14 protein-coding genes are annotated in these 15,687 nt (G+C 60.3%); 2 read left to right on the top strand and 12 right to left on the bottom strand.

Annotated elements, in window-relative coordinates; all coding sequences use genetic code 11:
• Window position 1: 1 nt before the first annotated feature.
• Window positions 2–1,018: an SPFH domain-containing protein gene (locus QA648_RS13030; RefSeq protein ID WP_104824249.1), complete on the bottom strand. Its 1,017-nt coding sequence runs from the start codon at window positions 1,016–1,018 to the stop codon at window positions 2–4.
• Between the two features lie 363 nt (window positions 1,019–1,381).
• On the opposite strand from QA648_RS13030, the gene QA648_RS13025 reads away from it, so the two are divergent.
• The gene (locus QA648_RS13025) at window positions 1,382–2,290 is read left to right on the top strand and encodes a S1C family serine protease (protein WP_283051328.1); all 909 of its coding nucleotides are present in this window, start codon (window positions 1,382–1,384) and stop codon (window positions 2,288–2,290) included.
• A 61-nt stretch (window positions 2,291–2,351) separates the two neighbouring features.
• Here the strand turns inward: QA648_RS13025 and hemH are convergent, their stop codons facing one another.
• From hemH to QA648_RS12970, 11 genes are all read right to left on the bottom strand, one after another.
• Window positions 2,352–3,377 (bottom strand): ferrochelatase, encoded by a 1,026-nt coding sequence (hemH, locus tag QA648_RS13020; protein WP_283047356.1) that lies wholly within the window; start codon window positions 3,375–3,377, stop codon window positions 2,352–2,354.
• A 98-nt stretch (window positions 3,378–3,475) separates the two neighbouring features.
• Window positions 3,476–5,827 (bottom strand): 5'-nucleotidase C-terminal domain-containing protein, encoded by a 2,352-nt coding sequence (locus QA648_RS13015; protein WP_283047355.1) that lies wholly within the window; start codon window positions 5,825–5,827, stop codon window positions 3,476–3,478.
• A gap of 149 nt (window positions 5,828–5,976) precedes the next feature.
• A complete protein-coding gene (locus QA648_RS13010) occupies window positions 5,977–6,297 on the bottom strand; it encodes a hypothetical protein (protein WP_283047353.1) in 321 nt (106 codons plus the stop codon).
• Window positions 6,298–6,331: 34 nt separating this feature from the next.
• A complete protein-coding gene (gene omp10 / locus QA648_RS13005) occupies window positions 6,332–6,706 on the bottom strand; it encodes an outer membrane lipoprotein Omp10 (protein WP_283047352.1) in 375 nt (124 codons plus the stop codon).
• 182 nt (window positions 6,707–6,888) lie between these two features.
• The gene (locus tag QA648_RS13000) at window positions 6,889–8,340 is read right to left on the bottom strand and encodes a homospermidine synthase (protein WP_104824243.1); all 1,452 of its coding nucleotides are present in this window, start codon (window positions 8,338–8,340) and stop codon (window positions 6,889–6,891) included.
• A 136-nt stretch (window positions 8,341–8,476) separates the two neighbouring features.
• Window positions 8,477–9,382, bottom strand: coding sequence for a DUF3445 domain-containing protein (locus QA648_RS12995; protein WP_283047351.1), 906 nt, complete (start codon window positions 9,380–9,382; stop codon window positions 8,477–8,479).
• A 9-nt stretch (window positions 9,383–9,391) separates the two neighbouring features.
• Window positions 9,392–9,760 (bottom strand): DUF4440 domain-containing protein, encoded by a 369-nt coding sequence (locus QA648_RS12990; protein ID WP_283051326.1) that lies wholly within the window; start codon window positions 9,758–9,760, stop codon window positions 9,392–9,394.
• Window positions 9,761–9,802: 42 nt separating this feature from the next.
• Window positions 9,803–10,087 (bottom strand): YciI family protein, encoded by a 285-nt coding sequence (locus tag QA648_RS12985; protein WP_283047350.1) that lies wholly within the window; start codon window positions 10,085–10,087, stop codon window positions 9,803–9,805.
• 4 nt (window positions 10,088–10,091) lie between these two features.
• Complete coding sequence (locus QA648_RS12980; RefSeq protein ID WP_283047349.1) at window positions 10,092–10,733, bottom strand: aminotransferase class IV family protein; 642 nt, start codon at window positions 10,731–10,733, stop codon at window positions 10,092–10,094.
• Complete coding sequence (locus QA648_RS12975; protein ID WP_283051325.1) at window positions 10,718–11,878, bottom strand: aminodeoxychorismate synthase component I; 1,161 nt, start codon at window positions 11,876–11,878, stop codon at window positions 10,718–10,720. The genes QA648_RS12980 and QA648_RS12975 overlap by 16 nt, the downstream gene beginning before the upstream one ends.
• A gap of 23 nt (window positions 11,879–11,901) precedes the next feature.
• Window positions 11,902–13,758, bottom strand: a complete 1,857-nt coding sequence (locus tag QA648_RS12970) for a M3 family oligoendopeptidase (RefSeq protein WP_283047348.1) — start codon at window positions 13,756–13,758, stop codon at window positions 11,902–11,904.
• 222 nt (window positions 13,759–13,980) lie between these two features.
• On the opposite strand from QA648_RS12970, the gene QA648_RS12965 reads away from it, so the two are divergent.
• On the top strand, window positions 13,981–15,564 hold the full coding sequence (locus QA648_RS12965) for a sigma-54 dependent transcriptional regulator (protein WP_283047346.1): 1,584 nt from the start codon (window positions 13,981–13,983) through the stop codon (window positions 15,562–15,564).
• The last annotated feature ends 123 nt before the right edge of the window (window positions 15,565–15,687 follow it).

Below are 15,687 nucleotides of genomic sequence, written 5' to 3'. Positions count from 1 at the left end.
TTCAGCTCTCCTTTGATGTCAGCGGATTGATCGTCGGCGTGGTGCGTGCGGGGCCTGTCCGGGGACGAGGAGGCTGTGGCGCGCCGCTGCCATCGCCATTGTCGCCGAAGACTTCGCGGGCGATAGCGCCGATGCCGCCGAGCGAGCCGATGATGGAGCTGGCCTCCATCGGCATGAGCACAATCTTCGAATTGCCGGCCGAGCCGATTGCGCTGAGGGCTTCGGTGTATTTCTGCGCAATGAAGTAGTTGATCGCCTGGACATTGCCCTCGGCAATCGCCTCGGACACCACGCGCGTCGCCTTGGCTTCAGCCTCGGCCAGGCGCTCTCGGGCCTCGGCATTGCGGAATGCAGCCTCCCGCTGGCCTTCGGCCTGTAGGACAGCCGCCTGCTTGGCTCCTTCGGCGCGCAGAATCTGCGCATTGCGCAAGCCTTCCGCTTCGAGAACCTGCGCACGCTTTTCGCGCTCGGCCTTCATCTGCCGCGCCATGGCATCGACAAGATCCTTCGGCGGCTGGATGTCCTTGATTTCCACGCGCGTCACCTTGATACCCCAGGGCTCGGCTGCTTCGTCGACCACGCGTAGCAGCCGCTCGTTGATGGCGTCGCGGTTCGACAGCAATTCATCGAGGTCCATCGAGCCCATGACGGAGCGGATGTTGGTTTTGGTGAGATTGAGGATCGCGGTTTCGAGATTGGTAATCTGATAGGCGGCCTGCGCCGCATTCAGCACCTGGAAGAAGGCGACCGCATCTGCTGAGATGCTGGCGTTGTCCTTGGTGATGACCTCCTGCGTCGGCACGGCGAGGACCTGTTCCATCACGTTCATGCGTGCGCCGACCGTTTCGATGAAGGGCACGATCAGATTGAGCCCCGGCTCCAGCGTGCGCATATAGCGGCCGAAGCGCTGGACCGTGTAGCGATATCCCTGCGGCACCGTCTTGATACCCGCAAACAGCACCAGGATGACCAAAACAACCAAGGCAACCGCAAAGATGCTGAACCCACCGATTACCATAAAATCCTCCATGGACGCCCCACACGATGCAGGGTTTGCGTCACTTCAAAGCACTGCCGCGATCTCTGCGTATTCGGGCGAACAAGCGACGCAGCAGGTCAATCAGATGTGGTGGGTTAGCATGTTCTCGGCAAGGGCGGAATGGGCGGTGCCATCCGACTCCTTGCCCTATTTCACGTACGAAAGGGCGGGGGGAAATCTCGTTGTTTGCGGCTGGAACAGACGGTTCCGTCACCCTCCCAATTTCACTCAGGCCTTGCACCTGACCGCACATGTTCATACCTTAAGGGGAGGAAAAGTATCCGGTTTCTGCCGCCGCGCGACCCTCCGAGCCGCGGCATGGCACATCACCAGGGTGAGACGATGAATATCGACAGGACTTTGCGGTCAATCGTGGCCGTGCACGCTTCAATTCCGGACGATGCCTTTACGGCTGGGGCGCTGGGAACCCGGCGGGAAGGCAGCGGTGTGGTCATCAGGGATAACGGACTGGTTCTCACGATCGGCTATCTCATCACCGAGGCCGAGGAGGTTTGGCTTACGACCAATGAAGGCCGCGTGGTGCCCGCCCATGCGCTTGCCTATGATCAGGAGACCGGTTTCGGTCTGGTCCAGGCACTCGGGTCGCTTGGTGTCCCCGCTTTGGAATTCGGCAACGTGGCCAAGGCCGCGATCGGCGATCCCGTGATGATTGCCGATGGGGTCGGTCAATTCGTCCGGGCAAGCATCGTGGCCAAACAGGAATTCGCCGGCTATTGGGAATATCTGCTGGAGGAGGCGATCTTCGTCGCGCCCGCCCATCCTTCATGGGGAGGTGCCGCGCTTCTCGACGCGCACGGTAAGCTATTGGGCATCGGCTCGCTTCACCTGCAGATGGCCTCACAAAATAATGAGGCTGCCGATATCAATATGGTCGTGCCGATCGATTTGTTGCCGCCCATTCTTGATGATCTGCTCAACCGCGGTCAGGTCAATAAGCCGCCGAGACCTTGGCTCGGGGCTTTCTCCGCCGAAAGCAACGGCGAGGTTGTGGTCATGAGCGTGGCAGAAGGAGGTCCGGCCGCCCAGGCGGGCCTGCGTCGCGGCGACGTCATCTCCGAGATCCGGGATGGGGAAGTGGACAGCCTGGCCGATTTTTACCGCAAGGTCTGGGAAAGCGGCCCCGCCGGTGCAGAAATCCCCATGAGGATATTGCGCAACGGCCGCGAAGCATGGCTACGCGTCAAGTCGGCCGACCGCAGCAGCTTTCTGAGGAAGCCGCAGTTGCAATGAGGCAGGGCGGTCGTGGCGGGCGGCTGGAACAGCATCCGACGCCACGGGCGCATGGCAGGCATCAAATCCAGCCAAGCAACTCCCGCCTGACCACTTTTTCCAGCACCCGCATGCCGTCTTCACCGTCGTTCAGGCAGGGAATATGCGTGAATTTCTCGCCGCCATTGTGGCGGAAGGATTCGGCGGCCTGTTCGGCGATTTCTTCGAGCGTTTCCAGGCAATCCGATACGAAGCCAGGGTTGAGGACGGCGATGCGTTTGGTGCCTTCCTTGGCAAGGTGCTCCACCGTCTTGTCGGTATAGGGTTGCAGCCATTCCTCCGGTCCGAATCGGGACTGGAAGGTAAGCATGAATTGGTCTTCGGAGAGCCCGAGCTTTTCGCGCAGCAAACGGCTGGTCTCGACGCATTGCCGATAATAGGGATCGCCTTTCTCGGAATAGGAAAGCGGAATGCCGTGGAAGGAGGCCAGGATCTTCTCCGGTTGCCAGCCGAGCGTGGCGAGGTGCCGGGTGACGGAGTTGGCGAGCGCCTCGATGTAGGTGGGGTCGGCATGATAATCCGGCACGGTGCGCAGTGCCGGCTGCCAGCGCATGGCCATCAGCTTTTCGAAAGCCTTGTCATTGACGGTGGCAGTGGTCGCAGCCGCATACTGCGGATAGAGCGGAAACAGCAAGATACGGTCGCAACCCTGATCCTTCAGCACCTGGATACGCTCGCCGATCGACGGCTTGCCGTAGCGCATCGCCCAATCGACGATAACGTCCGGTAAGTCCATCAGCCGCGCCGCCATCAAATCCGATTGGTTGCGGGTATAGGTGCGCAGGAAACTTTCGTTCTTTTCCTTGTTCCAGATCGTCTCATAGGCCTTGCCGACCTTGCCGGGGCGGGTGTTGAGGACGATGCCGAACAGGATCGGATACCACTTCCATGGCGACCACTCGATGACGCGCTTGTCCGTCAGGAATTCGCGCAGATAGCGCCGCATCGACGTGTAGTCGGTGCCGTCGGGTGTGCCGAGATTGACGAGAAGGACGCCGATCTTGCCGGATTTTTGCTGCGATTGGCCAGTCGGGGCTTCTGCGATCATCAATTGTGGTCCTCTCAACGAAACGGAGCACCTCACATAGGAACAAAAACCGGCCCGGGAAAGCCCGGACCGGCTGACTTTTACGAGACAAATCGTCCTTACTTGGCCGGAATCTTCAATTCACGGCCGATGGTAAGGTGGCGCGCTCTGAGATTGCGGTTGGCGGCCACGAGTTTGCGCCATTCGCCGGCATCGCCGTAGTAGGTCTTGGCGAGATCCCAGAGTGTGTCGCCGGCGGCGATGACATGGGTGGTCGGCGTTTTCGGAGGCTCGCTTGCCTGGGGTGCCGGTGCGGGAGTCTCCGGTGCCGTCGTCGCGGCAGCAGGAGCGGTTGTTGTCGGCGTGGTGGTTGGTGTTGCCGGAGCAGCCGTCGCTGGCGCCGCGGCCTCCGGCGTTGATGTGGCAGGCGTGGTGGTGCCGGGTGCTGAAGTAGCGGGTGCGGTAGTCTCGGGCGCTTTGGTCGTCGCCGGAGCGGTGGTAGCTGGGGCTGTTGTTGCGGGAGCTGTCGTCGTCGGAGGCGTCGCGGCGGGGGCCGTGGTCTCAGGCGTTGACGTGGCAGGTGTGGTGGTGCTGGGTGTCGACGCAGCGGGCGCGGTCGCGGTCGGCGCAGTCGTCGTTGCCGGAGCGGTAGTAGCTGGGGCTGCTGTTTCCGGAGTGGTGGTCGTCGCCGGAGGGGTCGCGGCGGGTGCTGCCGTCTGAGATGTTGACGTCGAAGCAGCGGGAGCCGTCGTGGAGGGGGCGGCGCCGGTATCGGCCGCAGCCGGGGCGGGCTTCTGATCCGATGATGCTGCCTGTTGCGTTTCCGCCGGCTTGCCTGCCTCCGGTTGGGCAGCGGTTGCGGTGCCGCCGAGCTGTGCGATGCGGCCATCGGTGTAGGGCTTGTAGGGATTATGCGACGCCAGATAATCGGCGACCACCGCTTCGAGGTCGGGGCCGAAGTCATAGGCGTTCTTGCCGTTCTGCGCGAAGACGACGTAACCGTCTCCGCCGGCGCGCATGTAATTATTGCTGACGACGCCATAGGTCTTGTTGGGATCGAGCGGCACGAACTCCGTGCCTTCCTGCACAACGACGGAGACGACCCGGCTGCCGGGCGGCTTTGATTTATCGAAGGTATATTTGAGGCCAGCGACCTGCGGGAAACGACCGGCGCCGTCGTCGATCTGGCTGAGGCCGTTCTCCAGCGCTGCCTTCACGTCAGCGCCAGTCAATTGGAAAGTGGCGATGGTGTTCTGGAACGGCAGCACGGTCAGCACGTCACCCATGGTGACGTCGCCGGCGCCGATCGAGGCGCGCAGGCCGCCGCCGTTCTGGATGGCGATAGCGATGTTCTGGTTTTTTGTACGGTCCAGCATGGCGTCGGCGACGAGATCGCCCATGGAGCATTCCTGAACGCGGCAAATCTCACGCGCGCCTTCGATCGGGGCCTGCGTGGCGCCAATGATTTTATGGCGCAGTTCCTCGATCGGCTTGGCCATCTCCTGGACACGGGCGGCAATGGCGGGGTCCTGTTTGATCGAAGAATCGAGCAGGATCGGATCGCCCTTGGCTTCCTTGACGACGCCATTGTCATCGAAGGTGATGACGACATCGCCGAGATATTTGCTGTAGGAGGCCGCCTGGACGACTGGGACTTTATAACCTGCAGGGTTGTCGACCATGGTCGGATAGGGGCCAGCGGCTTTCGGGTCCGTATTCGACAGCAGCGTATGCGAATGACCGCCGACGACGACATCGACGCCGGCGATTCTGGCGATCTGGGCGATGTCGCGCGGATAGCCGACATGGGTGAGCGCGATGATTTTGTTGACGCCCTGCGATTTCAGTGCATCCACTTCGGCACTGATGGCGGCCGCATCGTCGGTGATCTTGACGTGTGGGCCGGGGGAGGAGAGCTCCGGCGTCTCGGTCGTGACCGCGCCGACGATGCCGATCTTCTGGCCGCCAATATCGAGCACGATCGATTTCTTGATGCGGTCGCCGATTTTCGATTCGCCGTCGATGACCAGATTGGCGGTGACCACGGGGAATTGCGCCTTGTCGAGGAAGGCTGCGAGCGGGCCTTCGCCGTCATCGAATTCATGGTTGCCGACGGTCATGGCGTCGATCTTCATATCGTTGAGGAATTCGACCTCGGCAGCTCCCTTGTAGGTCGTGTAGAAAAGCGAACCCTGAAAATTGTCGCCGGCATCGAGCAGCAGGACATTTTGGCCGGCAAGTGCGGCGCGACGCTGGTCGATCGCGGTCTTCAGCCGCGCTGCGCCGCCGAAGCATTCATTCTTGCTTTCTTCGGCGGCAGAGCAGGTGGCGTCGAACTTGTTGATCGGTTCCACGCGCGAATGGAAATCGTTGAAGTGCAGAATGTTGAGCTGGTAATCCGCGAAAGCGGTGCTGGCGCTGAGCGCCAAGGCCGCAACGGCCAAAAGACCCATACCCAAGGGCTTCGTCATCTCTCTCTCCTGTTACTCACCATATCCGGCCCGCCATGTCCCGTAGCGGTACCCCCGGGCCGAATCTTTCCATCCCGGCGAAAAGAGCGCAAGCAAAAGCTGTTGGCTTTATTAGGATTTTGCAAATCAACGGAAAAGAAGCCGCTGTATCAGGCGCAAGCCTCAATGGAGGCATCGCCATAGGATTCCCGCAGGGCGGCGGCGACATTCCAGCCGACGGCAAGAGTGAGAAGCAGGCAGCAAAGTGCTGCGATGCGATGAAAGCGCCGGCTGCCATCGCGGTAAAGCAGGATCGTGCCGGCGCCATAGATCAGCAAAGCAGGCAGGGCGATGATGAAGACGCTTATCGGTCCGTCACAATCGAGCGCCGCGATGCCTTGTGCCTTATAGCTATTGGCAGGCAAAGCCGCCGCCAGGATAGCGACCGGCAATGCGGCGACCAAAACGAGATAGAGCACCAATCTGCGCATGGCGATCTATCCGTCCGCAGCGCCCGTTTCAGCCCTAGCGGCGAGTGAGGGAGAACTGCTTCCCGGCATCGGACGTGCAGTTGAGCTGGGCGGGGCTGATCATGGCGCAGTTGATCTTGGACTGAGTCTTGCGCACCAGCGAGGTCATGTTGATCTCGATCAGGCTGGGAGAAACGCTGGTATAGGTGCCGGAGGCAAGAACCGAATTGCTGTCGGTGGTGTGGGTCGTGAATGTGCCGGCCTGGAAGGTCGAAATGAGGCCGTTTGCATCGCTCCAGTTGCCTTCTACCCCTGTCTGCGGCTGGACGCTGGCGCGCATGGCCGGTGGAGGCCTCGATCCGCCGAAATCGACACAGGCGGACAAGGCTGCTGCGGCGGCGAGAAGGGCAATGCTGGTTCTGATCTTCATAAATGTCTCCCGCGATTGAAGGCGGACTAATGTCATGTTGGTTGCGGGAAACCATGCCGTGGCCATCTGTTGAAAGCAAGGCTTCAGAACCCGTCAGGTTGATTTATCCGGCGAGCGTAACAAAAATGCCCGCACGACCAGTGCGGGCATTTGAGTTTCTGACTGTTCGGATGATCCGTCGATCAGCGAACCAGGATGTTCTTGAACTGCCAAGGATCCTTGGTGTCGATGTCTTCCGGGAACAGGCCCGGACGGCCGTCAAGCGGCGTCCAGTCGGTGTAGTGGCCTTCAACCGGACCGAGATACGGCAACTGCACTTCGAGGCAGCGCTTGTAGTCGATCTCGTCAGCTTCGACGATGCCGGCGGTCGGATTTTCCAGGGCCCAGACCATGCCGGCGAGCACGGCGGAGGTTACCTGCAGGCCGGTTGCATTCTGGTAAGGAGCGATGCGGCGGGTCTCTTCGAGCGACAGACGCGAACCGTACCAATAGGCGTTCTTGTCATGGCCATAGAGCAGCACGCCGAGTTCGTCGATGCCGTCCTCAAGCTCGTCCTCGTCCAGAACGTGATGGACCGGCTGCGCCGTGCCGCCGTTGCCGAACATTTCGTGCAGCGACAGCACGGCGTCGTTGGCGGGATGATAGGCGTAGTGGCAGGTTGGGCGGAAGGTGACGTCGCCATCCTTGTCGCGGACCGTGAAGAAATCGGCGATCGAGATTGACTCATTGTGCGTGACGAGGAAGCCGTATTGCGGGCCAGGGGTCGGGCACCAGGTACGAACGCGGGTGTTGGCGCCCGGCTGCTCGAGATAGATGGCGGCCTGGCAGCCCTTCTTGTGCTTCTTGGCGTTCTTCGGCATCCACGCTTCATGGGTGCCCCAGCCGAGTTCGGCCGGCTGCATGCCTTCGGAGATGAAGCCTTCGACGGACCAGGTGTTCCAGAAGACGTTCAGCGGCTTCGGATGCTTGGTGCGCTGAGTGTCGCGCTCAGCGATGTGGATGCCCTTGACGCCGACCTTCTTCATCAGCTTGGCCCAGCCTTCGCGGTCATGCTGATCCGGCTCGTCGAACTTGATGCCGATATCGTTGGCGAGATTGACGAGCGCCTGCTTGACGAACCAGGAAACCATGCCCGGGTTTGCGCCGCAGGTGGAAACAGCCGTCGCACCACCGGGGTTCTTTGCCTTTTCTTTGCGCACGGTTTCACGCAGCGCGTAGTTGGTGCGGTCGGCGTTTTTCATGTTCTTGTCGAAATAGAAGCCGAGCCAGGGCTCGACGACGGTATCGACATAGAGCACGTCGAGCTTGCGGCACAGCTTGATCAGGTCGAGCGAAGAGGTGTCGACCGAGAGGTTGACGCAGAAGCCCTGGCCGCCGCCTTCCGTCAGGAGGGGCTTCAAGAGGTCCTTGTAATTGTCCTTGGTGACATATTCCTCGATATAGCGGACGCCATGCTTTTCCAGGATCGCCTTGTGGTCGGCGTCCAATTGCGGGTCGATGACGACCATCCGGCTTTTGTCGAATTTGAAATGGCGTTCGATCAGGGGCAAGGTGCCGCGGCCGATGGAGCCAAAGCCGATCATTACGATCGGACCGGTAATTTCGGCATATACCGGATAGTTCTGTTCCGTCATTCTTGTCTCCTTCGAAGGGCAGGACGCCGTTCGGCCTGTGAAATTCAATCAATATGTGCGCGAAAATGCGAGGTGAACGGCTCTAACCATAAATTGATGTCACAATAAAGAGCCGTCCCGGCTTATCGGGCAAATGTCAAGCCGGTGAAGCAACGTCCGCAAGCGCTCGCAATTGTCTCGCCAGCTCGCTTTTCTGGTGCGTGAGGCCCTTATAGGCCGTCTGCTGCTCGTCCAAAGCATCCAATTGCGCGGCAAAACTCAATGCCAGTTCCGAAGCTTTGGGATGGTTCGCGATCGCGGCGATCGGGTCGACATAAACGCGGATGGTAAAGAGGATATCGCCCGATACCGGCAGCTTGCGCAGCGTCTGGCGCTCGACGCGGGCGAAGCGGGTCTCAAGCGTGGGAGGCGTGGCGGCCGGCGGACGGCTATGCTTCGACGTCCGGAGAGACAGCTCCTTCGTCGTGCTCACCGACCAGTTCATCCGCTCGACAGGCTGCGCCACCTGCAGATTGTCGAAGATGCGGGTGATGAGGATGGCATTGCGGGTGCCCTCGCCAAAGCCGGGCACGTCTCCATGAATCGCCTGCATCGGCCGAGCGAATTTTTCCTGAAGCGACCAGGAGGAGGGGAAGGCGACATGGCCGGCGACGAGATGCCAGCCATTCTCCTTGCGCCGCATGATGACGAGATCGTCGGCGACGAGCGAACCGGCCTTCAGGAGCGGCGGCAGGCCGGGATCGGCAAGATCGATCGAGTGACCGGCGGCGGAGATGGTATCGCCGTCGCGGCGATAGATTGCCGGATGCTGTTCGCAAAGATAGGTCGTCAGGAGGTCAAGACATTCCCGTTGCGCATGTTCCGAACCGGCTTCGGAAACGAAAACATCATTGCGGCGGTCGTAAAGAAGCCTTTGCTTTTCATCGAGATAGCGCCCGAGATCGGCGTCCGGCTCGATCCATCGTGCCGGATCGAGCGGCATCAGGCCGATCGTGAAGGGTTTTGCAGAGCCGTCATAGGGTGTGTAGGTCAACAAGGTCATGGATGGAGCTTACTGCGTAAGCGTTCCCTGATGGAAGAGCATTCGCCAGCGCTCCTCCGCTTCCAGCCGCCAGATCGAGCTGCGAAGCGTTCTGACTTCACGACCATCCGGGTAATGGCGGGCCGCACGATAGGTCGCGAGTGCGAGCGTACCGGAGAGCATCTTCAATTCGAAGTCGGTCAGCGTTCGCGAAATACCGTCGGGCTCACCCTCGGCAAGCCGATCGACGATGTCGTGGAACGTATAGAGAGCGCCCGAACTGCCGATCTCGCGAAACTCGGCAGACAACAGGTCCGCCAACGCCTGTTTCGATGTGCGCACCGCCGGATCGAAAAGCCGTTCTTCCAATTCTTTCAGATGTCGACAGAGATCATCCATCACGGTGACGGACGGCATCGGCGAACTCCCTCCCGTTTCAAATCAGACCTTCAGGGCCTCCAATCCTTCTCTGACGGTCGTCAGAGCGATTTCCGCGACGTCATAGGCGGCAACGCCGTGGATGGTGAAGGGATCGGCTGCGACATAGGCTTCCAGTTCGGCGCGATCGCCGCGGGCAAAGATGATGCCGCCAGTGCGCGGCACCTTGCGGCCGGACGCGAGAAACCAGCCCTTCGCATAGCCTTCCTTCACCCAGGCCATATGCGGCTCCATGTGCTTGTCGGCTTCGTCATTGCCCTTGAGATAGGTCAGCGAGAGGATGAACATTGCGTCAATTCCATATGAGTTGTGTGCGGATCAGCCCGCGCAGGGAGTTCCCGACATAAAGCGCACCTTTTTCCAGATCGTCCAGCCTTATCCGACCGACTCGGGCTTTGCGCTGGCAGATGAGTTCGGTGCGCAACACGCCGGCGAGCAGGCCGGAAGAGATCGGCGGCGTTCGCAACGGTCCGGAACCCTCGTCGAGGAAGATCGAGGTAATGGTGCCCTCGCAGACCTCGTCCTTTTCATTGAGCAACAGCACTTCGTCCGCCTCTGCCGACGAATATTCGGCGCGGGCAGCCTCATAGACGGACCGACGGGTGGTTTTGATGCGCAGTAGCTTGTCGGCAGAATCAAGACGAGTTCCAGCAATGCGGACGCGCCAGACGGTATCGGGAGCAAGGGGCGTGAAGGCGGCAGTCGTAACGTCCGTCTGCCCGGTGCGATCGAATGTCAGGCGCACCCGCAACGGAGCGTTCGCATCAGCAACAGCAGAATCGAGTTTCGCAAGCGCATCCTTCGGCGCGGGAAAACCCAATCGGCGGGCGGAACGTTGCAGTCGGGCAAGATGGAGGCGCAGGCGCACGAAGCCCGTCTGCGGCTCGTAGCGCAACGTCTCGATCAGCGAAAAATCCTCTAGCGCTTGATCCATCGATCTCCCATGGCGAAGCGCGCCTTCAACAGGCATTCTTCATATTCCGCCTCCGCCGTCGAATCGAAAACGATGCCGCCGCCGACATTGAAGACGGCACGGCCGTCATCGAACAGCGTGATGGTGCGGATCGCCACGGAAAAGCGCATGGCGCCGGATGGTGAAATCATGCCGATCGCCCCGCAATAGGCGTCGCGCGGGCCATCTTCGAGTTCGTGCAGAATTTCCATCGCCCGCATTTTCGGCGCGCCGGTGATCGAGCCGCAGGGGAAGAGCGCTGCGAAGATATCGCGAATGGTCATGTTAGGGAGTAGCTTCGCCTGCACATGGCTGACCATCTGATGCACAGTCGGATAGGTCTCGATCTCGAAGAGTTTCGGCACGTCGAGCGTGCCGACTTCGGTGATGCGTGAGATGTCGTTGCGCAGGAGGTCGACGATCATGCGGTTCTCGGCCTGCGTCTTCTCGTCGGCCAGCATGGCGTCGATGATCTCGGCATCCTCGACGGCGTCGGCGCCGCGCTTGGCTGTGCCCTTCATCGGATGCGTCTCGATCCAGCCGTCGTCGTCGGTCCGGAAGAAGAGTTCGGGCGAGCGCGACAGGATGATCGGGCCGCCGAGATCGACCAGCGCGCCATATTTTACCGGCTGAAGCTCGATCAGCGACCAGAAGGCGGCGCGGGCGTCGCCATTCCAACGGGCCGTGATGGGCATGGTCAGGTTTGCCTGGTAGCAATCGCCCCGGCGCAAATGCCAATGCAGCCGGTCGAATCTCTCTTTATATATAGGGAAGTCCCACCCGGCTGTGGCGTCGGTCAGAAACGCCTCGTTTTCAAGGCGTTGCAACGGCTGGGCGAGGGCATGACCATCCGCCGCCGGAGCGTCGAAAACGCCGAAAGAGAGCAGCGGCGTCTCGCGGTTTTCTTCAGCGAAAGGCGCAAGCTTTTCCTCGAAGAGGTGACCGGCCTCATAGGCCATATAGCCCGCCAGCCACTTTCCCCCGGCCCTTGCCTTTTGCATCCGATCAAGGGCGTTGAAGAATTCCGCACGTGTTCGAGCTGTGATGATCTCCGCCGGTTCGGCGAAGAGCATCACCTGTCCTGTGCTGTCGTCCCGGAAGAGGACGTAGGGTTGCGTATCGGCCACGTGCGATTCTTTATCAGTGTGCATCAAGCACTCTTATCAAGCGCCTCCAGCTCATCGATGAGCCCTTCGATCATCGACAGTCCCTTGCTCCAGAACGACGGATCGGTGGCGTCGAGGCCGAAGGGTTTCAGGAGTTCGGAATGATGCTTGGTGCCGCCGGCCTTCAGCAGCTCGAAATATTTCGCCTGGAAGCCCTCTTCGGCATTCTGATAGACGGCATAGAGCGAATTCACCAGGCAGTCCCCGAAGGCATAGGCATAGACGTAGAAAGGCGAGTGGATGAAGTGGGGGATATAGGCCCAATAGGTCTCGTAGCCCTCTGAGATCTTGATCGCCGGCCCGAGGCTTTCCGACTGGACGGAGAGCCACAGCTCGCCGATATCGTCTGAAGTCAGCTCGCCGTTCTTGCGCGCGGTGTGAACCTTACGTTCGAATTCGTAGAAGGCGATCTGGCGGACGACCGTATTGATCATGTCCTCGACTTTCTGGGCGAGCATCGCCTTGCGCTCGCGCTTGTCGGTGGTCTTGTCGAGCAAGGCGCGGAAGGTCAACATTTCGCCGAAGACTGAGGCGGTTTCGGCCAAGGTCAGCGGCGTCTGGCACATCAGCGCGCCTTGGCCGCCGGCAAGCACCTGATGCACGCCATGGCCGAGCTCGTGCGCCAGCGTCATGACATCGCGCGGCTTGCCCATATAGTTGACGAGCACATAGGGATGTGCGGAAGGAACGGTCGGATGCGCGAAGGCGCCCGGCGCCTTGCCGGGACGCACCGGCGCATCGATCCATTCCTCATCGAAGAAACGCTTGGCGATATCAGCCATTTCCGGTGCGAAATCGCCATAGGCGGAGAGAACGGTCTGCTTCGCCTCGGTCCAGGGGATCAGCGCATTAGAGGTCTCGGGCAGCGGCGCGTTGCGGTCCCAGAAATTCATCTGTTCCATGCCGAGCCACTTCGCCTTCATCTGATAATAGCGATGCGACAGGCGAGGATAGGCGTCGCGCACGGCGGCGGCCAATGCATCGACCACCTCGCGCTCGACGCGGTTGGCCAGATGCCGGCTGTCGGCGATATCCTCGAAGCCGCGCCAGCGGTCGGCGATGTCCTTATCCTTGGCAAGCGTATTGGTGATCAGGGTGAAGATGCGCAAATTGGCCTTGAAGGTCTCGGCGAGAGCCATTGCCGCCTTGCGGCGCAGCTCGGTGTCTTTCTCCTGAAGCATGTTCAACGTGACTTCCAGCGGCAGCTTCTCGCCGTCCACCTCGAAGCGCAGCTCCGCCATGGTCTCGTCGAACAGGCGATTGAAGGCAGCGGCGCTGGTCATGGATTTTTCCAGGAATAGCTGCTCCAGCTTGTCCTCAAGCTGGTAGGGCTTGTCCTTGCGCAGGTCGACGATCCAGGGACGGTAATGGCCGGCGGCTGGGTCGTTTGCCATGCAGGCGTCCATCACCGCATCGTCGATGCGATTGAGTTCCAGCGGAAAGAACAGCAGATGGGCGGAATAGTCGGTCAGCCGCGCCTGCACGTCGCCATAGAGCTTGCCGTTGGCCGGATCGCTGGTGTTTGAGAAATAGGTAAGGCCCGCGAAGGAGCCGAGGCGGCCCATGATATCGTCCAGGGCTTCATAGTCCTTCAGCGCTGCACCGATGCCGGCTTCACCGGTCTTGGTGGCAGCGTCCGCAAGTTTGCCTTTCCACTTTTCCTCAAACGCGATCGCCGCCTTTCCGGCCTTTTCCATATCACTGACAAAGGCGGTGGAGGTGGCGGACGGATAGAGGTCGCTGAGCTTCCAGGCGGGCAGATCGCCGAGGGCGGGATTGGTTGCGGCGGCCGCCGGGCCGGCGGAAAAATTAAAGGATGAATGGAGCGAGGTCGGGCTCATGGGCGGTATTTCCTCTGCTTTTCTTTGCGGAACAGTCCGGTTCCTCCGTGTCTATTCGGCTGAAAAGGCCGCGGCAAGGGCGATTTCCTCGAGATCGGACAACCGAATTCATAGGCACCGTTACATTCGTCATAATGATTAAAATACGATGCTTTGGCAAAACTTCGTGTTCAAGCCTTTCTGCGAAGGTCCTCATCAGGTTTCGCATGAAGTGAGGCACCAATGACCGTATTTAATAGCGCCAAGGGGGGCGCGCAGATTCTCGTTGTTGAGGATGATCCGATTCAACGCCGTCTGCTGAAAAACGCTATCGAGCGGCACGGACACGTTGCTCATCTGGCGGAGAATGGCCGTTTTGGCCTTGAGATACTGAAGCGCAACAGCGATCAGATCAATGTGATCGTGCTCGATCTCATGATGCCGGAGATGAACGGCATCGAGTTTCTGAGCGCGCTGCGCGATATGGGCACCGAGGTGCCCGTCATCGTGCAGACCGGGCAGGGCGGTATCGAGACCGTAGTGCAGGCCATGCGGGCCGGCGCCTTCGATTTCGTCGTCAAACCGGTATCGCCGGAGCGGATAGCGGCTTCGATCGCCAATGCGCTGAAGCTCGATCAACGCGAGGCTAGGGCTCGCGCCGGACGCAGGTCGCGCTCCAGCGCGATCAGTTTCGACGACATCGTTTCTGCAAGTCCGGCGATGATGCGGGTGATCGATCTTGCCCAGCGAGCAGCGCAATCGAACATCCCCGTGGTGCTCGAGGGCGAATCCGGCGTCGGCAAGGAGCTGGTGGCGCGTGCCATCCAGGCCGCCAGCGACCGCGCTGGCAAGCCCTTCGTGACGGTCAACTGCGGTGCCATTCCGCACAATCTCGTGGAGAGCATTCTCTTCGGTCACGAGAAGGGCGCCTTTACTGGCGCTGCCGAGCGGCATGTCGGCAAGTTTATGGAGGCGGACGGCGGCACGCTGTTCCTCGACGAAGTCGGCGATCTGCCGCTGGAGGTGCAGGTCAAGCTCCTGCGCGCTGTACAGCAAGGCGAGATTGAGACGGTCGGCGCCCGCGTTGCGCAGAAGGTCAATGTCCGGCTGATCTCGGCCACCAACAAGGACCTGATCGAGGAGGTGAAGGCCGGCCGGTTCCGTGAAGACCTCTACTATCGCCTCAACGTTTTCCCGATCACCATGCCGGCGCTGCGTCGTCGCAAGGAAGATATTCCGTATCTTGCTCGTGCCTTCGCCGACCGATTTGCGCTCGAACAGAAGCTCGGCCATTCGCTTTCGATCAGTCCGGGCGCCCTGGCGTTGCTGACCGCCTATGACTGGCCGGGCAATATTCGCCAGCTCGAAAACGCGATCTTCCGCGCTGTCGTGCTGTCCGAGGGTTCGGAACTGGTCGAAGCCGATTTTCCGCAGATCGCGGCACAGTTGCCCGGCTATTTCACTGCCGAGCATCCGACCTTAGTTGTGGATAATTCCGAGGCTTTCAGCATCGGCGCGGAGACCGGCGAGAGGTTTGAGCGCGGGACGCGTGTCAGTTCCACGGATGCGGTTACAACCCCGCCGCTATCGGTCGTCGAAACACCGTCTGTTTCGGCGGCAGACAATGTCATCGTCAGTACGGACCCGTCCGGTGACGTCAGAAAGCTCGCAGATGTTGAGGAAGAGCTCATTCGATTCGCTCTCAAATTCTATCGAGGACAAATGAGTCAAGTGGCAAGGAAGCTCGGAATCGGGCGGTCGACTCTCTATCGCAAGTTGAAGGACTATGGAATAGACCCGGATGACCCGCAGAAACATGCGGCTTGAGCGTATATTAACGTTTAGGCAAGCATATTTTGTTACCTGTCGTAAAGCACTTGTTAGTGCATCGTTCACCATGTATGAAGAGGGCGACCATGTGTGGCATTTTTGCCATCGTGTCACCGCAAT

Origin of the sequence: Rhizobium sp. CB3171 (assembly GCF_029714265.1) — a bacterium.
Classification (GTDB): Bacteria; Pseudomonadota; Alphaproteobacteria; order Rhizobiales; family Rhizobiaceae; genus Rhizobium.
This window is presented reverse-complemented; position numbering and strand designations above follow the sequence as displayed.